A 24,493-nucleotide genomic window follows, 5' to 3' on the forward strand; every position below is an offset into this window, starting at 1 on the left:
GGGTTCCCGCCTGCGCGGGAACGACGTGGTCGCACATCCGACATCTGCCTGTCCACCAGGAGAACCTCCTACATGACCCCGCGCCCCCCGCGCCAGCCGCTCGCCGCCCGTGCCGTCCCCTGCGCGCTGGCCGCAGCGCTGCTGTGCCTCTCGCTCGCCCACGCCGCCGACCCGGCCGCATCCGCATCCGGCCCCACCGTTTCCCATACCCTGTCCGAAGTCGCCGCCCACCTGGCCGTGCCGCCCGACGACGCCAAGCCCATGATGCGCTGGTGGTGGTTCGGCCCTGCCGTCGCCAAGCCCGAATTACAGCGCGAGATCGCCGCGATGAAGGCCGGCGGCTTCGGCGGCTTCGAGATCCAGCCGGTGTACCCGATGGAACTCGACGATCCGGCGCGCGGCATCCGGAACGTGCCCTACCTGTCGCCGGAGTTCCTCGATGCGCTGGGCTTCGCCAACCGCACCGGCCGCGCCAACGGCCTGCGCGTCGACATGACGCTGGCCAGCGGCTGGCCCTACGGCGGCCCGCACATCGGCGTCACGCAGGCCGCGGCGCGCCTGCGCATGGCGAGCGTGGCGCTGCCGGCGGGCAGCAGCGCCTTTGCGCCGCCGCTGTTGATGAGCGGCGAAAAGCTGGTCGCCACCTTCGTCGGCGACGGCAGCGACGCGCGCGGCCTCGACACCACCAAGTTGAAGCCGGCCGCGCCGGCGGCTGCGCGCAACGGACGCGGCGCCATCGCCGCGGCGCCGCGCGACCGGGTGCTGGTGTTCTACATCGCCAGCCGCACCGGCCAGCAGGTCAAGCGCGCCGCACTCGGCGCCGAAGGCTTCGTGATGGACCACCTGAACCGCGGCGTGGTCGAGCACCACCTGCGCACGGTCGCCGAGCCGCTGCTGAAAGCCTTCGGCGACCAGCCGCCGTACGCCGTGTTCTCGGACAGCCTGGAGGTCTACCAGACCGACTGGACCGACGACTTCCTCGACGAATTCAGGAAGCGCCGGGGCTACGACCTGACGCCTTACCTGCCCGTCATCTTCAGCGGCCAGGGTCCGGACGCCGGCGGCGCGCGCCACGACTGGGCGCTGACCCAGACCGAGCTGGTGAACGAGCGCTACCTGACCCCGGTCGACGACTGGGCGAAAGCGCACGGCACGCGCTTCCGCTCGCAGACCTACGGCGAGCCGGCGGTGTCGATGTCGAGCAACCGCCTGGTGGCGCTGCCGGAAGGAGAGGGGCCGCAATTCCGCGAATTCTCGTTCACGCGCCTGGCCACCTCGGCCGGCCACCTGTACGGGCGTCCGGTGATCTCGGCCGAGAGCTGGACCTGGCTGCATTCGCCCGCCTTCAGCGCCACCCCGCTGGACATGAAGGCCGAGGCCGACCGCATGCTGCTGCAGGGCGTCAACCTGTTCGTCGGCCACGGCTGGCCCTACACGCCGCCGGGCGCGGTGGAGCCGGGCTATTCCTTCTACGCGGCGGCCGTGTTCAACGACCACAACCCGTGGTGGAACGTGATGCCGGACGTGACCGGCTACCTGGCGCGCATGAGCTACCTGATGCGCCAGGGCGAGCCGGCCAACGAGGTCGCCGTGTTCCTGCCGAACGACGACGTGTATGCGGCGCTGGTGCCGGGCAAGGTGTCGCTGTCGGCCGAGATGCACCGGCACGTCACGCCGGAACTCACGGCGCAGATCCTCGACGCCGGCCAGAACCTCGATTACGTCGATGCCGAATCGGTGCTGGCGCTGGGTGTCAAGCACCCGGTGCTGGTGCTGCCGCACGTGACGCGGCTGGCGCCGGAAGTGCTGGCGAAGTTGCAGGACTACGTGCGCGGCGGCGGCCGCATCGTCGCGGTGGGTACCAAGCCGTCGCTGGCGCCGGGGCTGCGCGATGCCGCCCAGGTAGGCAAGCGGGTGGCCGCCGCCGCCGGGGCGCTGTTCGCCTCGAAGAACGTGCAGCTGGTCGCGGACGACGGCGCCGTCGGTGCGGCGTTGCGTAAGGTGCTGGCGCCCGACCTGCAGCTGTCCAACGACGCGGCCGACATCGGCTTCGTGCGCCGCAAGCTGAAGGATGCCGACATCTATTTTGTCGCCAACACCGGCAACCGGCCACTCAAGGCCAGCGCCGGCTTCCGCAGCAAGCGCGCCGTGGCGAGCTGGATCGATCCGGACAGCGGCAAGGTGACGCAGGCGGACAACGCCCCGGTGCTCGACCTGGCGCCGTACGAGTCGCGCGTGATCGTGTTCAGCGATGCGCCGCTGCCTGCCACCGCGCCGGCGCCGCGCCTGGCGCCGGCCCGGCTGGTGGCCGACCTCGGACGCGACTGGACGCTCGCCTTCCCGGACGGCGCCAAACCGGCGGCGGTGCAACAGCTGCATTCCTGGACCGACGACGCCGCGACGCGCTATTTTTCCGGCGAAGCGGTGTACACCAGGGAAGTCACGCTGGATGCCGCCCAGCTGCAGGGCCAGCGCCTGGTGCTCGACTTCGGCCAGGGCACGCCGCTGGCCAGCACGCCCAAGGTCCCGGCCGGCATGCGCGCCATGCTGGACAGCCCGGTGCGCGAGGCGGCGCAGGTAATCGTCAACGGACGGCGCGCCGGCGCCGTCTGGCGTCCGCCGTACGCGGTCGACGTCACGCCCTACCTGGCGCCGGGACGCAACCGCATCGAGGTGCGGGTGGCCAACCTCGGCCTGAACGCGCTGGCCGGCCATGCGCTGCCCGACTACCGCCTGCTGTCGGCGCGCTACGGCGAACGCTTCAAGCCGCAGGACACGCAACTGATCGCCCCGCAGCCGTCCGGCATGCTGGGACCGGTCAGGCTGATGGGGGAGAAACGCCTGTGAACACCGGCATGCACATTATCGAAGAAGGGGACATCGCATGAAGCACATGATCGCACTGGCGGCCATCGCGGCCGCCGCCTGCGCGCCGCACGGCGCGGCGACCGCGCAGAACTACCCGCTGCCGACGCCGGCCCAGCAAGCCATCGTCGACAAGGACACCAGCCGCCACTTCGGCGACGCCCCGGCCGCCGCCGGCCCCTACGCCACCGACCTGTCGCCGGCGCTGGAGCCGGCCGCCATCGACAAGGCGCTGCGCAAGGTGGCCGACTGGCAGCTGGCGCGCTCGCAGCCGCACTGGGACCGCATCTGGACCTCGAGCGTGATGTACGTCGGCTTCCTGGCCGCCTCGAACGCCACCGGCGACCCGAAGTACCGCAACGCCATGCTGGACATGGCGCGCCACTTCGATTTCCAGCTGCGTTCGCGCCTGCCGAACGCCGACGACCTGTCGATCGGCCAGGTCTACCTCGACCTGTACCGGCAGGACCGGCAGGCGTCGATGCTGAACCTGACCAAGCAGGAGATGGACGACCTGCTGCCGCTGGCCACGCTCAAGCCGGGCGACGCGCGCATCCCCTGGTGGTGGTGCGACGCGCTGTTCATGGCGCCGCCGGTGTGGGTCAAGCTGTACAAGATCACCGGCGAGCGCAAGTACCTCGACTATGTTCACCTGAACTGGAAGCGCACGTCGGACCTCCTGTACGACAGGGAAGAGCACCTGTACGCGCGCGACGCCGGCTACAAGGACAAGCGCGAGGCCAACGGCAAGAAGGTGTTCTGGTCGCGCGGCGAGGGCTGGGTGATGGGTGGCCTGGCGCTGATCCTGGACGACATCCCGGCGGACGACCCGCAGCGCGGCTTCTACGTGCAGCAGTTGCGTGAGATGGCGGAAAAGATCGCGAGCATCCAGGGCGCGGACGGCCTGTGGCACGCCGGCCTGCTCGACCCGGCCAGCTACCCGCTGCCGGAAATCTCGGGCTCGTCGTTGTTCGTGTACGCGATGGCCTACGGCGTCAACCGCGGCATCCTGGACGCGAGCAAGTACCGGCCGGTGATCGCCAAGGCCTGGGCCGGCATGCTGAGGAACGTGTACGCCGACGGCCGCCTGGGCAACATCCAGCAGACCGGCGCCGAGCCGGCGTTCTACCGGCCGACGTCCAGCTTCAACTACGGCGTCGGCGCCTTCATGCTGGCGGCGTCCGAACTCAAGGCCATGGCCGCGGGGGGCAAGCGATGAAGGATCCACAGGATGTGACGCGGGAAGCGTGGCCGGCGGCGCCGGTCGGTACACCGGCGCGCACGCGCGCGTTCCGCATGAAGCTCAAGCCGGGTAGCGTCGACGAGTACCGGCGCCGCCACGACGAACTCTGGCCCGAACTGGAAGAAGCGCTGCTGGATGCCGGCATCTACGATTATTCGATCTTCCTGGACGAGGAAACCCTGCATCTGTTCGCGGTGCTGAAGCTGCGCCCCGGCGAGACCAGCGCCGCGCTGCCGCAGTTGCCGGTGATGCGGCGCTGGTGGGACTACATGGCCGAGCTGATGGAGGTGGAGCCGGGCAACCGGCCGAAGGAGTGGGCCTTGACGCCGATGTTCCATTTGCCGTGAACGATCCTGCGGTTCCCATTCCGCCGCCCGAACCGTCGTCCCCGCGGAGGTGAACTGCCCTAAGGAAGTTGGACAGGAAAACCGTTCAACTTTCGAAGGATCAGATGTTCAAGTATCTAGACGAATTCAAGCACAAGGTAGTGCTGGAGTACTTCAGCGGTACCATGGGTTTCCGCCGTTTGTCGGCGCATCACGAGGTAAATATTGGATCGGTCAAACGATGGGTAGCGGCTTATCGTTTGCATGGGATGGAAGGAATCAGCCGCAAGGTAACGCGCTATGATGCCCAGTTTAAGCTGTCGGCACTACAGTACATGTGGGACAATGGATTGTCGATGAAACAGACGGCAGCCATCTTCAATGTTCGCAACCCGACCAGTATTGGGATATGGGAGAGCCGCTATAGCAGCGGTGGCTTGGAGGCATTGGCCAAGCCGCACAATCACGCTCGCCAAATGAAAGCACCTACGAAAAAACCTGCCGCCAAACCTGATGCCGAACGTACGCTTGATGAGGTGCTCAAGGAAAACGAGTACTTGCGTATGGAGGTAGAGGTTCTAAAAAAGCTGCAAGCCTTAGCTCAAGCACAAAAGCAGCCCGCGCCCAAAAAGCGCAGGTAGTGCATGAATTAAGGCAAAAATACCCAATTGTTACCCTGCTCAAGATCGTCAATCTTCCCAAGAGCAATTTTTACTATTGGGACAAGGCCAGGCAAAGGCCAGATAGACACGAAGGCATCAAACAGCTTATCAAGATGACGTTTGATGCGCACAAAGGGCGTTACGGCTACCGCCGCGTAGCAAGCGCCTTGGTACAGGCAGGTAAAAAAATTCATGCCAATACCGTCCAACGGCTGATGCAGGCAGAAGGATTGAAGTCGTCACAACGAGTTAAACGATATAAATCGTATAAAGGTCAAGTAGGCATAGTCGCGCCAAATGTGCTCAAGCGGGAGTTTACTGCAGGCGAACCTAACCAGAAATGGGTCACTGACGTCACCGAGTTCAAAGTAGGGCAAGACAAGCTGTACTTCTCACCAATCAAGGATTTGTTTAACGGGGAAATCGTTGCGTATTCATTCGATACACGGCCAGTGTTCACCCTGGTAACTTCAATGCTCACGAAGGCACAGCAAAAGCTGGGCATCAATGAAAAACCAATGCTTCATTCGGACCAGGGCTGGCATTACCAGATGACTCAATACCGCAAGATGCTGAGCGACGCCGGCATGGAGCAAAGCATGTCCAACAAAGGTAACTGCTACGACAACGCGTCCATGGAAAGCTTCTTCGGCATCTTGAAGTCAGAGTGTTTCCACAATCACAAATTTGCCAGCATCGATGACCTAAAGAAGACCATCGTGGATTACGTGCAGTATTACAATCAAGACCGGATCAGGATCGGCCTTGGCGGCATGAGTCCTGTTCAATATAGACTAGCACACGCCAAGACCGCATAATCCCCCTGTCCAACTTTCTTAGGTCACTTCAAGGCGGGGACCCATGCTGAGCAACAGAATTCGGTGCATTAGAAACAACTCGAGTGCTTCAAAAATACCGACTCCGGATAATCAGTATGGGTCCCCGCCTGCGCGGGGACGACGGCGTGCATGTGGGGGGGGCCGGATCACTTCACCGGATCCAGCAACCCCTTGTCCTTCAACCATTCCTCCGCCCGGCGCGGCCAGTTGGATGCGGTGCCGAGCCCGGCCCGCATCCCCATCCCGTGCGACCCATGCTCGAACAACACCATCTCCGCCGGCACCCTGGCCCGCGTCAGCGCCTGGTAGAACAAGATGCTGTTCTCGACCGGCACCGTGGCGTCTTCCTGGGTATGGACCAGCAGCGTCGGCGGCGTGCGCGCCGTCACCTGCTGCTCGACCGACATCAGCTTCACCGTGGCGGCATCCGGCCGGGCGCCCAGCAGCGCCTTGCGCGAGCCGGCGTGCACGGCCGGGCCGTCCATCGTGATCACCGGGTACAGCAGCATCAGGAAGTCCGGCCGGGCGCTGACCGCGTCCAGCTCGGCGCCGGTGCGGCCCAGCGGATGGTCGAACAGGGTGCCGGCGCTGGCCGCCAGGTGGCCGCCGGCGGAGCTGCCCATCACGCCGATGCGGTCGGCGCGCACGTGCAGCTCGGCCGCGTGCCGCCGCACCATGCGCACCGCGCGCAGCACGTCCTGCAGCGGCGCCGGGTGGCCGAATTCGGCCATGCGGTACTTCAGCACGAAGCTGGTCACGCCCAGGGTACTCAGCCATGCGGCATACTGCTCTCCTTCGCGCTGGGTCGACAGGCGCACGTAGCCGCCGCCGGGGCAGATGATGACGGCGGTGCCGTTGGGCCGGTCGACCGCCGGGCCATACACGGTCAGCGTCGGCACGCTCACGTTGGACGTGCGCCCGTCCTCGTTGCGCTCCGGTCCCAGTCCGGGCCTGGCGCCGGGCACGCCTTCGGGCCACAATGGCATCACGTCCGGTGCGGCAGCCTGGGCCAGCGGAAGGGCGGCTGCGAACAGCAGGGCGAGGGCAGGTCGTTTCATGGGTGTCTCCATTTTTTGAACAGGATAAATAGTATGTCCATTTTAAAGCCGACGCTGTGTCATCTGGCGATTTCCTGTGCGCTGCTCGCAGGCTGCGCCGCACATCCTGGCCAGCCGGACGCCGCGCCCGCGGCGCCCGCAGCACAACCACGCATGCCCGTGACCCTGTTCGGCGCCGGCGGCGATCTCGCCGGCCAGTTCGCCACCCTGGAAGCGGTCACCGCGCCGGCGGCATCGCTGCAGGACATCGTGACGCCGCTGCCGGGCGGCGGCGTGGCGCTGGCCGGCAAGCCGTCCGGCTTCATCGCCACCCGCGCCGTCTACGGCAATTTCCGCCTGCATGCCGAGTGGCGCTGGCCGGGCAAGCCGGGCAACGGCGGCGTGCTGCTGCACATCGACAGCGGCCCGCGCGACGGCGTCTGGCCGCACAGCCAGCAGGTGCAGACCAAGCACGGTTCGGTGGGCGACCTGCTGCCCATGGCGAAGGCGGGCTTCGCCGAGCCGCTGACCAGCGCGCCCGGCGCCTACCCGGCGATCAAGGCGCACACCGGCGCCGACAGCGAGCGCCCGGCCGGCGAATGGAACAGCATGGACGTGGTCAGCCGCGACGGTTCGATCGAGGTGACGATCAACGGCGTGGCGCAGAACCGCGTGAGCGCCAGCGACCCGCGCGCCGGCCGCATCGGCTTCCAGTTGGAGGGAACGCCGTACGAACTGCGCAACGTGACGATCGCGCCGCTCGATTGAGGGGGCGGGTCCACCATGACGGGGCCATCCTGTCCAAGCCGACCATCAAGCTGATTATTTACCTCATGCCGATCCTGCTCGTCTTCGCCGCGTATTTCGCCCTGTGGCCGGTACGCGCTGGGGCACCACGCAGGAAGCGGCGCTGCTGGACGTGCTCGAACAGTCGGCCACTGGCCGCGTGCTGGAAGTCGATCCGGACACGGGCCGGGTGCGCGTGGTGGCAAGCGGTTTCAGCCTGGCCAACGGCATCGCCCTCAGCCACGACGAACGCAGCCTGCTGGTGGCCGAGAGCGGGCGCTATCGCGTATGGCGGATCGACATCGGCGCCGACCGGCTGGACATCCGCGCCATGCCGCCCGGCGCGCGCATCTTGCTGGACAACCTGCCCGGCTTCCCGGACAACCTGACGCGCGGCGCGGCGGGCCGCATCTGGGCGTGAGCGAAAGCGCGTGCTGCTACTACGTCCATAACGTCGACGGCGGCTACCTCGGCTGGCTGCCGAAACCGGACGGCGCGCGGCGTTGAAGCGGGCCGGGCGACGCCGCGCCGCGGCCGCTCAGGCTCGTTCGATGACCGCCGTCGTGAAGGGAGACAGGACGCGCCATCCCATCGATTCGTACAGGGCGCGGCCGTCGCCGGTGGCCACCAGCACGCGGCGCGCATCGCCGTCGCGCCGGCGCCCGCCCAGTGCGGCCACCAGCGCCGTGCCCAGGCCGCGCCGCCGGTACGCCGCTTCGGTGGCGATGCGGTCGAGGATGAATACGCTGCCATGTTCGGCGGCGTAGCCGCTGGGCGCCAGCGCGCCGTCCGGTGCGCTGATCCTGGCGGAGGTATTCACGCCATCGCCGGCGCTGTCCAGGCGGTAGCCGGCCGGGAGCGCAGGCGTCATGTTCCATGCGCCGTCGTGCGCCATCAGCCAGCCCTGCGGCTGCAAGCGCCAGCCATGCGGCAGCAGCGCCAGCAGCTCGGCGCCCGCGCCGCAGACCTTGATGAACACGCCGGGTTCGCCGATCGATCGCGCAAGCGCGCGGATGCCGGGCTGCGGGCCAGGGAAGACGTAGCGCCGAAGTTCGGCATCCGAACCGGTATCGAGCCGCATGCCGCCGCCGGCCAGCGGCGCCGGTTGCGGCAAGCCGCGCGCGATGGAACGCGCGCGCAGCCAGTCCGCAAGCAGGGCGGGATCGACGTGATCGGCGTGGGCGGCGAGCATGGATCAGCCCTCCGCCCGGATCGTGTTGCGGATCACGCCGATCCCGGTGATCTCGGTCTCCATCACGTCGCCGTGCTTCATGAATTCCGGCGGCTTGCGCGCGAAGCCGACGCCGGACGGCGTGCCGGTGGCGATGATGTCGCCCGGTTCCAGCGTCATCCCGCGCGACAGCTCGGCAATGATGCGCGGGATCTTGAAGTACATCTGCTTGTAGCCGGCGTTCTGCTTTTCGACGCCGTTGACGCGGCAGACGATGCGCATGTCGTCCAGGCGTACGCCGGCGGCGGTGACGATCCATGGTCCCATCGGCCCGTGTCCGTCCAGGCTCTTCCCCTTGAACCACTGGCCGCCGTGGCGCTTCTGCTGGATGTCGCGTTCGGTGGTGTCGTTGTACACCGCGTAGCCGAACACGTAATCCATCGCCTGGTCTTCCGCAATGTTGCGGCCGCGCCGGCCGACGATCACCGCCAGTTCGGCTTCCCAGTCGGTCTGGGTGGAGTTGGCGGCATCCTGCGGAATCGGGTCGAACGGGCCGTTCATCGTGTGCGTGGCCTTGGTGAAGAACACCGGGTGGTCCGGCAGCGTCTCGGTGCGCTTGTCGGCGCGCGCGTTCTTGCCTTCCTCGAAGTGGTCCAGGTAGTTCCAGCCGACGCAGTAGATGTTGCGGTCCGGGCGCGGGATCGGCGACAGCAGGCGCGCCTGCGCCAGCGGCAGCAGGGGCGCCTTGTCGCGCAATGCGCGCGCGGCCAGCGTGCGCACCTGTTCGAGGCCGGCGTCGCCGCTCTTGATCAGTTCCAGCATCGAGCCGGCGTCGAAGCCGAGCTTGGTCTTCTGGCGCGCGGCCTCGGCCTGCAGGTCGATCATCCGGCCGTCGTCCAGCACTACCATGACGGCCTGCGCGCCGTCCGCGCCCGGCACGCAGGTGGCCAGGCGCAGGCCGACCCTGGCCGCCAGCGGCGGTACCGATTTCACTTGCGCGCCGTTGATGCCGCCCGGGCTGTGTTCCTGCTCCCGGGCCTGCGCCTGCGCGCTTCCCGCGCCCGCGAGCAGGCTGCCGACGGCGGCCGAGGCGCTTGCCTTCAAGAGATTGCGGCGATGGTTGTCCATGTGTGTCTCCTCGTTCCGGAAAGGGATGGTCGCTTCATTGTCGTCCCGGGACGCGGCAACTGGCAAACGGATTCGCTTGGCGGCCCGCGATGACATCCCTACAATGGACCGGCTACCAACGATACGCTGCCACAGCGCGCAGACCGTGACCCCTTCCTTCATTGCCGTTGCGGCCCTGGCGGCCATCGTCATGGCGGCGCCGCCCGCCGCAGTGTCGGCCGCGCCAGCCGTCGCCACCTACCCGGCGCAGGGCGCCGCCGGCGTCAATCCCGACGTCCGCCTGGTGCTGCGCTTCCCGGGCGCGCCGACGCTCGGCACGACGGGGCAGATCCGCATCTACGATGCCGCCGACGACCGCCTGGTCGACACGCTCGACCTGGCCATCCCGGCCGGCCCGGCCGAGCGCGCCGCCGGGCCGTACCCGTCCTACCTGCCGGCGCCGTACGACTACGGCGGGCCGCGCCGCACCAACGCCGACACCCGCGCCGGCACGCCGTCCGCGCCCGGCCTGCCGCCGGCGGGGAGCGACTACCAGCTGAGCATCATCGGCGGCTTCACGGACGGTTTCCACTTCCACCCGGTGATCGTGCGCGCCGACAGCGCGATCATCACGCCGCATCACAACCTGCTCGCATACGGCAAGACCTATTACGTGCAGGTCGATCCCGGCGTGCTGGCGCTGGACGACGGCAGCTTCGCCGGGCTGCGGGGCAAGCTGGCATGGCGCTTCTCGACCAGGGCGCGCGGGCCGGCGCCGGACGCCGGGCGCGTCACCGTCGCCGCCGACGGCAGCGGCGATTTCGACACCGTGCAGGGCGCGCTCGACTTCGTGCCCGAGCAGCACGCCCGGCGCGTGACGATCTTCGTGAAGAACGGCGATTACGAGGAAATCGTCTATGCCCGCAACAAGCACGGCATCACCATCCTCGGCCAGGAGCGCGACAGGGTGCGCATCCACTACGCCAACAACGAGGTGTTCAATCCGCATCCGCCCGGCGTCGGCACCAACGAGCTGCCCGGCACCTTCCCGTCGCGGCGCGCGGCATTCGCGCTCGACCATGTGCACGACGTGGCGCTGGTCAATCTCACCATCGCCAGCACGCTGGAAGGGCAGGCCGAAGGGCTGCTTCTCAACGGCGAGCGCAACCTGGTGAGCGACGTGACGGTCATCGGCGCCGGCGACGCGCTGCAGGTCAACGGCAGCACCTACCTGCAGCGGCTGCGGCTGGTCGGCGGCGGCGACGCCATCCTCGGCCGCGGTCCCGCCTTCTTCCGCGACTGCGAGATCGAATCGCCCGGCCCCTTCATGTGGATCCGGAATACCCAGGCCAACCACGGCAACGTGTTCGTCGACTGCGCCTTCCGCGCCCGCGGCGGTGCGCTGGCGGTGCTGGCGCGCCTGCCGGACAACAAGGGGAAGAACTACCCGTACGCCGAAGCGGTGCTGCTGCGCGCCACGCTGTCCGGCATCGCGCCGCCCGGCTGGGGGCCGCTCGACGGCGCCACCGCCGGCGTGCGCTTCTGGGAATTCGACAGCCGCGGCGCCGACGGCGAGCCGGTCGACACCGGTGCGCGCCATCCGGCCTCGCGCCGCCTCGACCGCGACCGGGATGCGGCGCTGATCGCCAGCTACGGCGACCCGGCCTGGGTGCTCGGCGGCTGGCGGCCGGCGCTGGCGCCGCTGATCCTGCGCCAGCCGCAGGCGGCCAGGGCGGGCGCGGCGATCGAGGTCGCGGTGGCGGCGGTGCCGGCGCCGCGTTACCAGTGGCTGCGCGACGGCAAGCCGATTCCAGGCGCCACCGCGGCGCGCATCGTGGCGCGCCAGGCAGGCATGTACGCGGTGCGCGTACGGAACGCGGCCGGAACGCTGACCAGCGCTGCCGTACGGATCGCGCCGCGCTGACATCGCACCCAGCGCGAGCCGGCGCGCCCGCCCCCGCGCCATGCCGCTCCGAATGCATGTTCTACACCGCGCCGAGCGGCGCCGACGCGCGCGGTTGCGGGGCATCCAGACAGCATTTTTCTTTAAACAACTTTACACGATGCTGCATTGCAATTTTCTCTATTAAATTCGATAATATCAGTAGTGTATTTTTTATCGGTCTATCTTACCGAAGCAACGTAAGGTAAAAATCATGGTCGCGAGAAGCAATATCAGTCGCCGCATTTCGATGCTGCGCACGTTGCTCATCGTCTCGGTCGTCTTCCTGCACATGGGGACGCCGCCGATGGGCGAACTGAACCGCCTGGAAGCATGGGATGTCATCTTGTATTTTTTCCAGGACCGGGTCGGCCGCTTTGCCGTTCCCACCTTGTCCGTCATTTCGGCCTACCTGCTGTTCGCCGCCGGTTGCGATGTGAAACCGTGGAAACTGTATAAACAGAAATGCCGGACGCTGGCCGTGCCTTTCCTCGTCTTCAACGTGCTGTTCCTGGCCTTGAACTTCGCCATCGAATACACGACGGGGTAGGCGCCGCTGTTCCCGCTGCTCGGCAGCAGCCGCTTCGACGTCGTCAATCGCTTCACCGGCATGTTCGGCGCGCCCTTCAACAGCCCCTTGTACTTCTTGCGCGATCTCTTCGTACTGGTGGCGCTGGCGCCGGTCTACGGCGTGTTCCTGCGCCGCTTTCCCGCCATCGGCCTGGCCATCGTCGCCGTCGTCTTCCTGCTGGACCTGGACGGCTACCTCATCCTGCGCAACAGCACGGCGGTGCTGTTCTACATCGGCGGCCTGGCGGCGGTGCAGCGCTGGAACATCGAAGCGTTCGATCATGCCGCATGGTCGCTGCTGGTGCTGCTCGGCGTAATCTGCGCGGCCACGATCTACCTGGGCATGGAAGACATCACGCCGATCTACCTGGTGGCGCCGTTCGTGGTGTGGCCGGCGTCCTCGCTGCTGGTCGGCACCGCCATCGGCGCATGGGCGGAACAGCACAGCAAGTACAGTTTCTTCGTGTTCCTGGCCCACTATCCGCTGGTGCAACTGTTCCGGATGCACGAGCACCGCGTCAGCGACGTGATGCTGCACGCTACCTACATGGTGGCCGCCACCACTGCCATCGTCCTGGCGCTGGTGGTCGTGCATCGCATACTGAGCCGGCTGGCACCACGGCCGTTCGGCGCCGCCATCGGCGGCCGCATCAAGCGTTCGGCCCCGGTGCCCGGCGACGGGCCGGCCCTGCGGTCATTCATCAACGGCTGACGCCCGGCGCAGGGTGCGGCTCACGGCGCCGGCCGCTTCAGCCACGCCTCCGGCACCGGGACGATGCAGATGTTCATGGTGCGGCCATCCTGCGACAGCATCGCCGACTGGATCTCGATCCTGGTGCCGTCGGCATTGAAGGTGGGGTGCGGGTGGTCGGCGGCGGTGGTCTTGTGGCCGGTCGTCAGCATCGTCATCTCGCGCGTGCGGCGGTCGATCAGGTACACGCTGCGGCTGAAATCGTCGCCCACCGCCCAGCGCCCGTCGCTGGAACCGTGCACGTGCCACAGGCCGCTGCCGGACGGCGTCTGGCCGGCGATCGTCATCTGGCGCGTGCGCAGGTTGACGATCGCCAGGCCGCTCGGTTTTTCGCGCGTGCCGGCCGGGCCCCAGGCATCGTCCTGGCCGGGGTTGGCGCCCTCCACGCCGGTGGCGGCGCCGGCCACCGTGGCCGCCGCGCCGGGAATCTGGCGGTGGCCCATGATCGCCATCGCCACCTCGTCCTTGCCGATCACCGCCTCGTGCGTCACCCATTCGTACGGCGCCTCCGGGTACAGCGGGCGCAGGCCGCTGCCGTCGGCCAGCACGGTCCAGGTGCGCTGCGGCGACTTGCCGCCGGTCTCCCAGCAGAACACGATCTCGCCCGGGTTGAACAAATTGGCCTGGATGTGGCCGATCTGGAACGGCACCGACACCACGTGGCGCACCTCGCCGGTACGGACGTTCATGCGCGCGATGCCGTTGGGGCCGGCGCCCATGTTGCGCGGCCCGAAGTTCGGCTCGATCTTCGCGCCCGGCGCCAGGTGGCGCGCCGCTTCCGTTTTGCCGACGCGGAAATACACCCATTCCTCGCCGGCGTCGAGCGCCATGTCGCCGCCGGCCTCCAGGCTGTCGGGCAGGATGCCGGCCACGCGCTGGTAGCTGGCTGCCGGCTGCATCTTGCCGGCGGCGCTGTCGGCGAACACGCGCGCCAGGTCGACCTCGACGATCTGCAGGCCGCCGCCGCCGGCGTCCTTTGGCTTGCGCATGAAGTACAGCTTCATCGACTTGCGCGCCAGGTTCAGCATGCCCTGGTAGCCGCCTTCCGACACCTGCACGATGTCGCCGCTGGCTTCGTTGACCGCCAGCGCTTCGCCGTCCGCCAGGCGCGAGCGGAAAATCACCCATTTGCCGTCGGCGCTCCATTGCGGGTGGGTCGGATAGATCTTCGAGTCGCCGTGCGGTTTCGAGGTCAGGAAGGTCAGCATGGTGCCGGTCACCGGGTCCCGCACCACCTTGCGTTCGGAGGGGAAGCGCTTGCCGATCTGGGCGGAAGCGGTGGCGGACAGCAGGGTGGCGCACAACGCGGCAGACAGCACGGCGCAGGTGTAAAGACGGGAAGGCATGGTCGTCATCCGGGGCGGGTTGGAATGCGCCATTGTCTCCGCGCCGCCCGCCGCGTGGCGGCGCCGCATCGCTCATCTTGGTGATTCTTTGGACGGCCGCGGCCGGCGGTGACAGCCGGCTCGCATAGAATCCAGGTTCCGCAAGCCGAGAGATTCCCATGCGCGTCCGCTCCTTCGCCTTCCTTCCGATCCGTGCGTGCGCGCTGGCCGCCGCCATCGCCATCGCCTGCAATGCCGCCGCGGCGCAGACGCCGCCGCCGCCGCCGCAGCCGGCGGCGCCATTGCCGGCTGCGGTCAATACGGACCCCGCGCGCGCCCAGGTGGCGCTGCCGGAGCCGGCCAACCCCGCGCTGCCGTCGATCGTGCTGATCGGCGACTCGACGGTGCGCAACGGCCGCGACGACGGCCAGGGCAAGGGCCCGGCCGGCCAGTGGGGCTGGGGCAATCCGCTCGCGGCGTATGTCGATCCGGCCAAGGTCAATGTCGTGAATCGCGCGGTCGGCGGACTGTCCAGCCGCACCTACCTGACCAGCGGCCACTGGCAGCGCACGCTCGCCTTGATCAAGCCGGGCGACGTGGTGCTGATGCAGTTCGGGCACAACGACGCCGCGCCGCTGAACGACGACAAGCGCGCGCGCGGCACCATCCGCGGCACCGGCGAGGAGGCGCAGGAGATCGACAACATCCTGACGAAGCAGCACGAGACGGTGCACAGCTACGGCTGGTACCTGCGCCGCTTCATCGCCGACATCCGCGCCAGGGGGGCCACGCCGGTGGTGGTCTCCCCGATTCCCCGCAAGGCTTGGGACGAGCAGGGCAAGGTACGCCGCAACCGGGCCGACTATGCCGGCTGGGCGCAGCAGGTGGCGCAGGGCGAGCGGGTCGCCTTCATCGACCTGAACGAACTGGCGGCGCGCCGCTACGACGAGCTCGGGCACGACGCGGTGATGAAGCTGTTCCCGCTCACCGTGCCGGACGAGCACGTGCACACCAACTGGGCCGGCGCGCAGCTCAACGCGGACATCGTCGCGGCCGGCCTGCGCGGGCTGGGCGACGCGCGCATCGCCGGCTTCATGCATCGGGATGCGGGCATGAAGGAGGGCGCGAACACGAACGTCGCGAGCATGAAGGAAGACGACCGGCCGGTGGTCGACGCACGCGCCGTGCGCGAGGAAAGCGCGCTCGATCCGTCGCTGCCGACGCTGTTCCTGGTCGGCGATTCGACCGTCAGGAGCGGCGGCCAGAACGGCGCCATCGGCTGGGGCGAACGCATCGCACCGTTCTTCGACACGCGCAAGATCAACGTGGTCAACAGCGCCATCGGCGGGCGCAGCAGCCGCACCTTTTATACCGAAGGGCGCTGGGACCGGGTGCTGGCCCGGCTCAAGCGCGGCGACGTGGTGCTGGTCCAGTTCGGCCACAACGACGGCGGCCGCATCGGCGACCCGGCGATGAAGAACCGCGCCTCGGCGCCCGGCATCGGCCCGGAAACGGTCGAGGACACGCGGCCGGACGGTAGCAAGGAGCAGGTGCACAGCTTCGGCTGGTACATGGCGCGCTACGTGAACGACGCCCGGGCCAAGGGCGCCACCGTGATCCTGGCCTCGCCGGTGCCGCACCGCGACAAGTGGCAGGAGGGGCGCGACTTCGCCACCTTCGCCGACTGGGACCGGCAAGTGGCGCAGGCCAACGGCGCGCTGTTCATGGACCTGACGCTGCTGGTGGCGGACGGCTACCGCCAGGCCGGCGCGGCGAAGGTCGACACCTTCTTTTCCGACGCCCGCACCCATACCAACGGCCAGGGCGCCGACTTCAACGCCGCGCGCGTGGCCGCCGGCCTGAAGGCCTTGCCGGGCAATCCGCTGGGCGCCTATTTTGCCGGCCCGGCTTCCGATAAGGCATCCGGCACGACGGCGGCGCATCCATGACGACCGCACCGACGACGAAGAACGTACGGCGCCAGTGCGGCAGCCGCGCGACCGGCTTGCGCGCGCGCGTGGCGGGCGCCGCCTTGCTGTGCGCATCCGCTGCGCTGGTGCCGGCGGCAGCGGCCGCGCCGCTCGAGGCCACCGTCAATTGGGTCGGCGATGCGCCGGCCGTGCGCGGCGGCGTCAGCTGGGGCGTGCCGTTCGCGCAGGGCGCGGCGCATAAGGAGCAGGCGTTCACGTTGCGCGGACCGGACGGCAAGGCGCTGCCGCTGCAGAGCTGGCCGCTGGCGTACTGGCCCGACGGCTCCCTCAAGTTCGGCGGCTTCGCCACGGTGACCAACGCGCCCGGACCCTACGTGATCGCGGCGGCGGACACGGCGCAAGCCCCAGCCGCACCCGCGGCGGCACTCGGCGTGGTCAAGGGCGACGGCTTCATCGACATCGACACCGGCGCGGCCCGCGTGCGCGTGGGCATGCGCGGCGCCGACCTGGTGCGCTCGATCACGGTGGCCGGGCGCGAAGTCGCGCGCAACGGCCGCCTGGTCGGCTTGCTGCAGCAGGGGCCGGACCCGGAAGAGGGCGCCATGCCGGCGCGCGCCGCCTTTGCCTCGCAGATCGACAAGGTGACGCTCGAGCAGTCCGGCCCGGTACGCGCGGTCGTCAAGATCGAAGGCAGGCACAAGCTGGCACGAGGCGGGCGCGCCTGGCTGCCGTTCTCGCTGCGCCTGTATTTGTATGCCGGCGACCCGGCCATCCGCGTGGTGCACACGTTCGTCTACGACGGCGACCAGCGCAAGGACTTCATCCGCGCGCTCGGCCTGCGCTTCAGCGTGCCGCTGCGCGAGGATGTCTACAACCGCCACGTCGCCTTCGGCGGCCAGGACGGCGGCCTGTGGATGGAATCGCTGCAGCCGGGCGACCTGAACGCCGATCCGCGCCAGGTGGCCGGCCGGCGCATCGACGGCGGACGTTTCTACGGCCACAAGGACAAGGAACAGCTGGCCATCTGGAGCGATTACCGCCTGACCCAGCCCAGCCCGAACGGCTTCAACATCGTCAAGCGCACCGGCGCCGCCAGTTCCTGGGTGTTTGCCGATGCCGGCAGGCGCGCATCGGGCCTGGCCTTCGTCGGCGACGTCTCGGGCGGCCTGGCCATTAGCGTCAAGGACTTCTGGCAGAGCTACCCGAGCGGCTTCGACGTGCGCCATGCCGCTTCCCCGGGCGCGGACGACAAGCCGGGCACGGGTGCCGGCGTGGCCGAGCTGACCGCCTGGCTGTGGTCGCCCGATGCGCCGGCCATGGACATGCGCCACTACGCCACCCGCGCGCACGGCCTGGGTGCCACCTACGAGGACGTCCAGCCCGGCAACTCGGTGGCCTACGGCGTGGCGCGCACCAGCGAATTCACGATCACGCCCACCGCCGCGGTGCCGGCGCGCAGCGAGCTGGCGGCGCTGGCCAGGGCCGGCGGGGTGCGCGCGCTGCTGTCGGCGTCGCCGGCGGCGATCCGCGCGGCCGGTGTGTTCGGCGTGTGGAGCCCGGTCGACCGTTCGACGCCGGCGCGCGCCGCGGTCGAGGACAAGCTCGATGCGGTGCTGGCCTTTTACCAGCGCCAGCAGGACGAGCGCCACTGGTACGGCTTCTGGACGTACGGCGACTTCATCCACAGCTACAACTTCAAGCGCCACGTGTGGAACTACGACCACGGCGGCTACGCCTGGGACAACACCGAACTGGGCACGCCGCTGTGGCTGTGGGCCAGCTACCTCCGCAGCGGGCGCGCCGACCTGTTCCGCACCGCCGAGGCGCTGGCGCGCAACACCAGCGAGACCAACGTCTACCACCTGGGACCGATGCTAGGTCTCGGTTCTCGTCACAACGTGGTGAAATGGGGCGACGGCTCCAAGGAAGGCCGCATCAGCCAGGCCGCGCACTGGCGCCCGTTCTACTACCTGACCACCGACGAGCGCATCGGCGACGTGATGCGCGAGCAGCTGCAGGCCGACCGGGCGATGGTGCGCTACGATCCGATGCGCCTGGCGCAGCCGGTGCTGCCGCAAGACCCCAAGTACCCAGGCCGCATCCGCCTGGGGCCGGACTGGTACGTGCTGGCCGGGAACTGGATGACCGAATGGGAGCGCAGCGGCGACGTCAAATGGCGCGACCGCATCCTGGCCGGCGTCGATTCGATCCTGCAGATGCCGTACTGGCTGCGCTCCGGCGTGCGCAACGGCCTGAACCCGGACCTGGGCGGCGGCAGGATCGGCCCGCTGAAGGGGCGCGGCAGCATGACCGTCGGCTACGACCCGGCCAGCGGCAAGCTGATGCCGATCCCGGACCCGGTCGAGCATGCGCAGGTGCCGGTGCTGTACAACCTGTCCACCATCCAGGGCGGCGCCGAGGTGATGTTCGAGCTGGTGCCGCTGCTGGGCCGCAAGGACTTCGCCACCGCCTGGCTGCAGTACGCGCGCCTGGGCGAAGCGCCGGCCGAGGTGCTGTTGAAGGACAAGACCACCGGCATCGAAGGCGCCGGCGCCGAATACGTGGAAAAAGCGCAGGGCGGTCCGCGCCTGGCGGCCTACGCGTATGCGCAGACGAAGAATCCGGCGTTCGCCCGCATCGCGGTCGCCAACATGGCGCGCTGGCGCGGCGCGGCGCCGGTGGCGCTCGGCGGCGCCGACGTCCTGAATCCGACGGACGAGGCGGCCGGCGTGTCGACCAACGACGCGGCGCAGAGCGGGCTGACCATGATCGAATCGCTGGCGCTGCTGGGCGATGCCTTGCCGGATGAGCTGCCGCCGGTGCCCGCGGTGGCGGATCGCGGCGGCGCCGGCGCGCCGCCGGCAGCGGGAGCGGCCGCGGGGATGCCGCCGCGTGTCGCCACGCCGACGGCCGGCCCGGCCGGACAGCGATGAGGGCGCCGCCGCCGCATCGGCGCCGTATCGGCACCGTCGCCGTGCTGGTCGCCTGCGCCGCGCTCGCCGCCGCCTGCGCCGGCGTTCCGTCCGGTCGCTCCCAGGCCGCCGGCGCCCAGGCGCCTTGCACCGACTGGGGCCGGCGCGGCGCGCTGCTGTTCGCCGACGACTTCAACGACCCCTTGCACGGCTACGTGGCCGAGTACGCGCGCAAGCCGGGCAACGCGGTCGCCACCCGCGACGGCCGCCTGGTCATCGACGTCGATTCCGGTGCCACCGTCTGGTTAGAGAAGCCGCTGTCCGGCGATGTGCTGATCACCTACACGCGCCGCGTGGTGGTGGACGGCGGCAGGAACGACCGCCTGTCCGACTTCAACCATTTCTGGATGGCGCGCGACCCGCGCAGCGCCAACCTGTTCACCCGCAGCGGCAAGTTCGAGGACTACGACGACCTCGAGCTGTACTACGCCGGCGTCGGCGGCAACACCAACAGCACCACGCGCCTGCGCCGCTACGGCGACGGCCAGCGCCTGCTGCTGGCCGAATACAAGGATGCCGCCCATCTCTTGCTGCCGAACCGCGACTACCGCGTCGAGATCGCGGTGGTCCGCGGCTGCACCCGCATGCTGGTCGACGGCGAGCAGTGGTTCGCGTACCGCGACCCGCACCCGCTCACCCGCGGGTATTTCGGCTTTCGCACCACCTGGTCGCGCCAGTCCATCGACGACCTGCACATCTACCAGCTCAAATGAAGGAGACCGATCCGATGAATGTCCGCTTCCCGCGCCAGAACGCGCGCCATCCGCTGCGTGTGGCCCTGGCCGCCGCGCTGTCCGCCTTGGCGCTGGCGCCGCTATCGGAGGCCGCCGCCCAGGCCGCGCCGCCGCCGCAGGAAAAGGGACCGGCCGCCGCCGACGCCATGCTGCACGCGCTGGAAGTACAGTACCCGACCCCGTACCGCGTGATGGAGGCGGCCGAGGTCAAGGCGGTGCTGGACCGCGTGTTCGCCTATCTCGACCGCGTGACGCCGGCGGAAGTGGTCGACCCCCGCGGCGCGCCGGTCACCGATTTCGCGCGCGCCGATCCGGATGCGGTGCTGAAGCCCGGCGACTTCCGCCTCACCAGCTACGAGTGGGGCGTGACCTACACCGGCATGCTGGCGGCCGGCGCCGCCACCGGCGACCGGCGCTACCTGGATTACGTGAACAAGCGCCACGATCTGCTGGCGCGCCTGACCAAGGCATACTACCCGGCGGTGCGCGCCGATGCCGACCGTGCGCGCGCGCCGATCAAGAGCTTCCTGAATCCGCACGCGCTGGACGATGCCGGCGCCCTGTGCCACAGCTTCCTGAAGGCCAAGGTGGCCGGCGCCACGGTCGACTACACGCAGATGATCGGCATTTGCGGCGACTTCGTCACCAAGCGCGAATACCGCCTGCTGGATGGCACGCTGGCGCGCGGCGGCCCGGACGGCAAGGGCGGACACAAGATGCGACCGTTGCCGGACACGCTGTGGCTGGACGATATGTTCATGGGCGTGCCCACGATGGCCTACCTGGGCAAGACCACCGGCCAGCGCACCTACTACGACGACGCGGTGAACCAGGTGCTGCAGTTCTCCAAGCGCATGTTCAACCCGAAGCTCGGCATTTACATGCACGGCTACGTGGAAGGCATGCGCGACCACCCGGAGCTGCACTGGGCGCGCGCCAACGGCTGGGCGGTGATGTCGATGGTCGAGGTGCTGGAAGTGCTGCCGAAGGCGCATCCGGGCTACAACGCCGTGCTGGACCAGCTGCGCGCCCACATCAAGGGGCTGGCGGCGTACCAGACCAGGGAAGGCTTCTGGCACCAGCTGATCGACCGCAACGAGACCTACCAGGAAACCTCGGCCACCGCCATCTATACCTACGCCATCGCGCGCGCCGTCAACCGCGGCTACGTCGAGCCGCAGATGTACGGACCGATGGCCAACCTGGCCTGGAACGCGGTGGCGGGCAAGGTCACCGCCGAGGGCCAGATCGAGGGCATCTGCGTCGGCACTGGCATGGCCTTCGACCCGGCCTTCTATGCCTACCGGCCGACCAGCGTCAAGGCGGCGCACGGCTACGGCCCGGCGCTGCTGGCCGGCGCCGAGATCATCGAGATGAACCGGAAGTACAAGTTTGGCCTGAACGACAGCGGCCTGATGTACCAGGGCGTGCGTTGATCCGGCGGTAAACGATATAAAAGATAAAGCGGAGCGGAGACGAACCATGAAACGCAAGCACATCGCCCTGGCCCTGTGCGCGGCCGGGCTGGACCAGGCCGCCGCCATGCACGCGGCGCATGCCCAGGACGTGCTGGAGACCGGCGCCAGCAAGCCGATGCCGGCCGAGTGGATCGACATGGACACCGGCCACAAGGTGCGCCGCCTGTCCGGCCCCACCGGTCCGATCTCGAATTGGTACTTCCACAACAACCCGTTCATCGCCGGACAGGGCGCGGGGGATGGGCATGGCGACCGCATGGTGTTCAGCAACGAGGTCGACGGCGTCAGCCAGATCTTCACGCTCGACCTCGCGACCGGCAAGACCGAGCAGGTCACCGCCGATCCGGCCAGGAAGCGCGTGCTGCCGATGATCGCGCGCGCAACGCGCGAAGTGCTGTACCAGGCCGGCGACACGCTGTACGCCACCGGCGTCGACACGCACAAGACGCGCAAGCTGTACACCTTCCCGGCAGGCCAGCGCGGCGGCTTCGCCACCATCAACGCCGACGGCACCGTGCTGGCCGGCAGCTACGCCGCGCCCGAGCAGGGCGAGATCGCGCGCAAGTATCCCAAAAAGAGCGATTTCTTCGACCGCATCTACGACGCCCACCTCCTCAACAGCATCTTCACCATCGACATCGCCAGCGGGAAGATGAAGGTGGTCCACGAGGAAAACACCTGGCTCGGCCACATCCAGTTCTCGCCGACCGACCCCGACATCCTGATGTTCTGCCACGAAGGCCCGTGGCACAAGGTCGACCGCATCTGGCGCTACGACCTGAAGGACAAGACCACCACGCTGATGCACAAGCGCAGCATGCCGATGGAGATCGCCGGCCACGAAGGCTTCGCGCCGGACGGCAAGTCGATCTGGTTCGACCTGCAGAAGCCGCGCGGCCAGACCTTTTATTTTGCCGGCGCCGACGTGCGCACCGGGCGCGAACTGGCCAGCTACGGGCTGACCGCCAACGAATGGTCGATCCACTATGCGATCTCGCCGGACCGGAAGCTGTTCGCCGGCGACGGCGGCGACCCGACCCAGGTGGCCAAGGCGCCGGACGGCATGTGGATCTACGCCTTCAGGCTAGACGCGGCCGGGACGCGCTTCGTGTCCGAGAAGCTGGTCAACATGAAGGCCCACGGCTACCGCGCGCTGGAGCCGAACGTGCACTTCACGCCGGACGGCAAGTGGGTGGTCTTCGGCGGCAATTTCGAAGGGCGCAACGAGACGTATGCGGTGGAGGTTGCCAGGACGCCGGTGACAGGCGCGGCGCCGGTGGTTCAGGCACCGTCTCCAGCTGTCAAGTCATCCTGAGCGGTACCAGCAACCGTCGTCCCCGCGAAGGCGGGGACCCATAGCGAGTGTAAAAAGTTGGTATTTTTGAAGCATTCTGATTGCTTCCGGCTACCAAATCTTCTTGCTCAGTATGGATCCCCGCCTTCGCGGGGACGACGAGTTATTGGCTAGGAATGATTTTACGTTACTGCTAGCAACAAAGCCTGCTTAAGGCAGAGATAACGATTATCTTGGACAGCAGTGCGCCTCCGCGGGGAGTCGTTTCAGGCAGTGTCTGGAACGACAGTTTTTAGGCCAGCAATACTATCTTGGACAGTAGTGCGCCTTTGCGGGGACGACGATGCATGCGATAGCGGGTGTTATCGGGTTCCCGTATTCGACGCACGCAGCTTCGCCACCAGCGCCGCCGGCGCCGCGAACGCCGTCCCGTGGCGCATGCGCTGCGCCGTGCCCTCGTCGGGAAAACGCATCTGCGCGGTGACGTCTTCCCAGCGCGTCAAGTCGCCGCCGCGCGCGCGCAGGGCGCCGTAGTGCCTGGCGGTGTAGGCGTCGTAATAGACGATGACGTCCGCGCCGACCTGCAGCGCGGTCGGGCCTTCGGTCCACAGGCCGGGCGGCGTGATCGGGCCGCCGGGCTTGCCGAACGGTCCCTGCAGCGACGCCGCTTCCACCAGTTGCAGGTATTTTCTCGGCGGGTTGCGCGTCTCGTCCTTCACCAGCAGCCAGTCGCGCCCGCCGGCGCGCAGGAAGGTGGCGTCGATCACCGAGAAGCCGGGATCGTAGAACAGCCGCGTCGGCGTCAGGGTGGCGAAATCGCGGGTGGTGGCGGCGTAGATGCGGTGGTTGTACTTGTTGCGGCCCGCGGCGTCGCCGCCGGCATCGGTGTCCGCGAAGCGCCCCGGAATCGTCGACGACCAGAACAGCACGAACTCGCCGCGCCGGCCGTCCCAGGCGATCTCGGGCGCCCAGGCGTTCAGTACCGTCGGTTCGTGCGCCATCACCGGCAGGTAGCGCTGCGCCGACCAGTGCACCAGGTCCCTGGACGACGCATAGCCGATGCCGGGTTCGTTCCAGCCGGCGGTCCAGACCATGTGGTAGGTGCCGTCCGGGCCGCGCGCGATGCACGGGTCGCGCATCAGCTTCGACACGCCGACCGCGGGCTTGAGGTAGCTGGCGCCGCCGTTCAGCTTGTCCCAACGGTAGCCGTCGCTGCTGGCGGCCAGGTGCAGGCCGTCTTCGCCGTTGCCGGTGAAGTAGGCGAACAGGTAGGCATCGCCCTCTGGCGCCGGCGTCGGTTGCGCTGCCGGCGCGGGATGCGGGCCGCGCGCGGGCGGATGCGCGCACGCGGCCAGCAGTGCCGGCGCCAGCGCCGCCGTCAGCGCCAGCAGCTGGCGGCGTCGGCGATCCGGCACAGCGTCGGCTCCTGCGGCTTCTGCGGCCGCGGCAGCATCGGTCGT

The 24,493-nt window shown here is 68.5% G+C and carries 17 protein-coding genes and 1 pseudogene; 13 read left to right on the forward strand and 5 right to left on the reverse strand.

The features are described 5' to 3' along the window. Nucleotides 1-72: 72 nt before the first annotated feature. The 4 genes from HH212_RS19655 (at nt 73) to HH212_RS19670 (ending at nt 5,914) form a co-directional block, all read left to right on the forward strand. Nucleotides 73-2,847 (forward strand): glycosyl hydrolase, encoded by a 2,775-nt coding sequence (locus HH212_RS19655; protein ID WP_170204048.1) that lies wholly within the window; start codon nt 73-75, stop codon nt 2,845-2,847. A gap of 37 nt (nt 2,848-2,884) precedes the next feature. Next, nucleotides 2,885-4,084, forward strand: a complete 1,200-nt coding sequence (locus HH212_RS19660) for a glycoside hydrolase family 88/105 protein (RefSeq protein WP_170204049.1) — start codon at nt 2,885-2,887, stop codon at nt 4,082-4,084. A 77-nt stretch (nt 4,085-4,161) separates the two neighbouring features. Then, nucleotides 4,162-4,455 (forward strand): L-rhamnose mutarotase, encoded by a 294-nt coding sequence (locus tag HH212_RS19665; protein ID WP_170205562.1) that lies wholly within the window; start codon nt 4,162-4,164, stop codon nt 4,453-4,455. A 104-nt stretch (nt 4,456-4,559) separates the two neighbouring features. Beyond that, nucleotides 4,560-5,914, forward strand: a protein-coding gene (locus HH212_RS19670; protein ID WP_370663882.1) for an IS3 family transposase whose coding sequence is annotated in 2 segments (ribosomal slippage) — nt 4,560-5,046 and nt 5,046-5,914 — 1,356 coding nt in all. Because the reading frame shifts where the segments join, the coding sequence is not laid out codon by codon here. A gap of 167 nt (nt 5,915-6,081) precedes the next feature. Here the strand turns inward: HH212_RS19670 and HH212_RS19675 are convergent. Then, complete coding sequence (locus HH212_RS19675; RefSeq protein WP_170204050.1) at nt 6,082-6,993, reverse strand: alpha/beta hydrolase; 912 nt, start codon at nt 6,991-6,993, stop codon at nt 6,082-6,084. Nucleotides 6,994-7,146: 153 nt separating this feature from the next. Between HH212_RS19675 and HH212_RS19680 the strand changes: the two genes are divergently transcribed. Both HH212_RS19680 and HH212_RS19685 read left to right on the forward strand, forming a co-directional pair. After that, nucleotides 7,147-7,740, forward strand: a complete 594-nt coding sequence (locus HH212_RS19680) for a 3-keto-disaccharide hydrolase (protein ID WP_170204051.1) — start codon at nt 7,147-7,149, stop codon at nt 7,738-7,740. A gap of 103 nt (nt 7,741-7,843) precedes the next feature. Next, nucleotides 7,844-8,179: an SMP-30/gluconolactonase/LRE family protein gene (locus tag HH212_RS19685; protein ID WP_170204052.1), complete on the forward strand. Its 336-nt coding sequence runs from the start codon at nt 7,844-7,846 to the stop codon at nt 8,177-8,179. 117 nt (nt 8,180-8,296) lie between these two features. Here the strand turns inward: HH212_RS19685 and HH212_RS19690 are convergent, their stop codons facing one another. Together HH212_RS19690 and HH212_RS19695 are read right to left on the reverse strand one after the other, a co-directional pair. Beyond that, a complete protein-coding gene (locus HH212_RS19690; RefSeq protein ID WP_170204053.1) occupies nt 8,297-8,950 on the reverse strand; it encodes a GNAT family N-acetyltransferase in 654 nt (217 codons plus the stop codon). Nucleotides 8,951-8,953: 3 nt separating this feature from the next. Then, entirely contained in the window at nt 8,954-10,057 is a 1,104-nt protein-coding gene (locus HH212_RS19695; RefSeq protein ID WP_170204054.1) for a fumarylacetoacetate hydrolase family protein, read from the reverse strand. A 145-nt stretch (nt 10,058-10,202) separates the two neighbouring features. Between HH212_RS19695 and HH212_RS19700 the strand changes: the two genes are divergently transcribed. Both HH212_RS19700 and HH212_RS19710 read left to right on the forward strand, forming a co-directional pair. Continuing rightward, complete coding sequence (locus HH212_RS19700) at nt 10,203-11,960, forward strand: pectinesterase family protein (protein ID WP_170204055.1); 1,758 nt, start codon at nt 10,203-10,205, stop codon at nt 11,958-11,960. A 268-nt stretch (nt 11,961-12,228) separates the two neighbouring features. Next, nucleotides 12,229-13,260, forward strand: a pseudogene (locus tag HH212_RS19710) (acyltransferase family protein). A 20-nt stretch (nt 13,261-13,280) separates the two neighbouring features. Here HH212_RS19710 and HH212_RS19715 read toward each other — a convergent pair. Then, a complete protein-coding gene (locus tag HH212_RS19715) occupies nt 13,281-14,645 on the reverse strand; it encodes a TolB-like translocation protein (RefSeq protein ID WP_170204058.1) in 1,365 nt (454 codons plus the stop codon). 158 nt (nt 14,646-14,803) lie between these two features. Between HH212_RS19715 and HH212_RS19720 the strand changes: the two genes are divergently transcribed. From HH212_RS19720 to HH212_RS19740, 5 genes are read left to right on the forward strand one after another with little or no spacing between them, the layout of a single operon-like run. Then, on the forward strand, nt 14,804-16,573 hold the full coding sequence (locus HH212_RS19720) for a rhamnogalacturonan acetylesterase (RefSeq protein WP_170204059.1): 1,770 nt from the start codon (nt 14,804-14,806) through the stop codon (nt 16,571-16,573). Then, on the forward strand, nt 16,570-19,488 hold the full coding sequence (locus tag HH212_RS19725) for an exo-rhamnogalacturonan lyase family protein (RefSeq protein ID WP_170204060.1): 2,919 nt from the start codon (nt 16,570-16,572) through the stop codon (nt 19,486-19,488). Before HH212_RS19720 ends, HH212_RS19725 begins: the two co-directional genes overlap by 4 nt. Continuing rightward, the gene (locus HH212_RS19730) at nt 19,485-20,240 is read left to right on the forward strand and encodes a DUF6250 domain-containing protein (RefSeq protein ID WP_211172376.1); all 756 of its coding nucleotides are present in this window, start codon (nt 19,485-19,487) and stop codon (nt 20,238-20,240) included. Before HH212_RS19725 ends, HH212_RS19730 begins: the two co-directional genes overlap by 4 nt. Nucleotides 20,241-20,254: 14 nt before the next feature. Continuing rightward, on the forward strand, nt 20,255-21,697 hold the full coding sequence (locus HH212_RS19735; RefSeq protein WP_170204061.1) for a glycoside hydrolase family 88/105 protein: 1,443 nt from the start codon (nt 20,255-20,257) through the stop codon (nt 21,695-21,697). A gap of 46 nt (nt 21,698-21,743) precedes the next feature. Further along, on the forward strand, nt 21,744-23,054 hold the full coding sequence (locus tag HH212_RS19740) for an oligogalacturonate lyase family protein (RefSeq protein WP_211172377.1): 1,311 nt from the start codon (nt 21,744-21,746) through the stop codon (nt 23,052-23,054). Between the two features lie 341 nt (nt 23,055-23,395). On the opposite strand, the gene HH212_RS19745 is transcribed toward HH212_RS19740, so the two are convergent. Further along, nucleotides 23,396-24,448, reverse strand: a complete 1,053-nt coding sequence (locus HH212_RS19745) for a glycoside hydrolase family 43 protein (RefSeq protein ID WP_229217369.1) — start codon at nt 24,446-24,448, stop codon at nt 23,396-23,398. Between the last annotated feature and the right edge of the window lie 45 nt (nt 24,449-24,493).

The sequence above is a fragment of the Massilia forsythiae genome (assembly GCF_012849555.1).
GTDB classification, from domain to species: domain Bacteria; phylum Pseudomonadota; class Gammaproteobacteria; order Burkholderiales; family Burkholderiaceae_D; genus Telluria; species Telluria forsythiae.

What these genes read in the sequence shown, in the direction of transcription:
- HH212_RS19655 (WP_170204048.1), top strand. Translation starts at nt 73, where the DNA reads ATGACCCCGCGCCCCCCGCGCCAGCCGCTCGCCGCCCGTGCCGTCCCC.
- HH212_RS19660 (WP_170204049.1), top strand. Translation starts at nt 2,885, where the DNA reads ATGAAGCACATGATCGCACTGGCGGCCATCGCGGCCGCCGCCTGCGCG.
- HH212_RS19665 (WP_170205562.1), top strand. Translation starts at nt 4,162, where the DNA reads ATGAAGCTCAAGCCGGGTAGCGTCGACGAGTACCGGCGCCGCCACGAC.
- HH212_RS19675 (WP_170204050.1), bottom strand. Translation starts at nt 6,993, where the DNA reads ATGAAACGACCTGCCCTCGCCCTGCTGTTCGCAGCCGCCCTTCCGCTG.
- HH212_RS19680 (WP_170204051.1), top strand. Translation starts at nt 7,147, where the DNA reads ATGCCCGTGACCCTGTTCGGCGCCGGCGGCGATCTCGCCGGCCAGTTC.
- HH212_RS19690 (WP_170204053.1), bottom strand. Translation starts at nt 8,950, where the DNA reads ATGCTCGCCGCCCACGCCGATCACGTCGATCCCGCCCTGCTTGCGGAC.
- HH212_RS19695 (WP_170204054.1), bottom strand. Translation starts at nt 10,057, where the DNA reads ATGGACAACCATCGCCGCAATCTCTTGAAGGCAAGCGCCTCGGCCGCC.
- HH212_RS19715 (WP_170204058.1), bottom strand. Translation starts at nt 14,645, where the DNA reads ATGCCTTCCCGTCTTTACACCTGCGCCGTGCTGTCTGCCGCGTTGTGC.
- HH212_RS19720 (WP_170204059.1), top strand. Translation starts at nt 14,804, where the DNA reads ATGCGCGTCCGCTCCTTCGCCTTCCTTCCGATCCGTGCGTGCGCGCTG.
- HH212_RS19725 (WP_170204060.1), top strand. Translation starts at nt 16,570, where the DNA reads ATGACGACCGCACCGACGACGAAGAACGTACGGCGCCAGTGCGGCAGC.
- HH212_RS19730 (WP_211172376.1), top strand. Translation starts at nt 19,485, where the DNA reads ATGAGGGCGCCGCCGCCGCATCGGCGCCGTATCGGCACCGTCGCCGTG.
- HH212_RS19735 (WP_170204061.1), top strand. Translation starts at nt 20,255, where the DNA reads ATGAATGTCCGCTTCCCGCGCCAGAACGCGCGCCATCCGCTGCGTGTG.
- HH212_RS19740 (WP_211172377.1), top strand. Translation starts at nt 21,744, where the DNA reads ATGAAACGCAAGCACATCGCCCTGGCCCTGTGCGCGGCCGGGCTGGAC.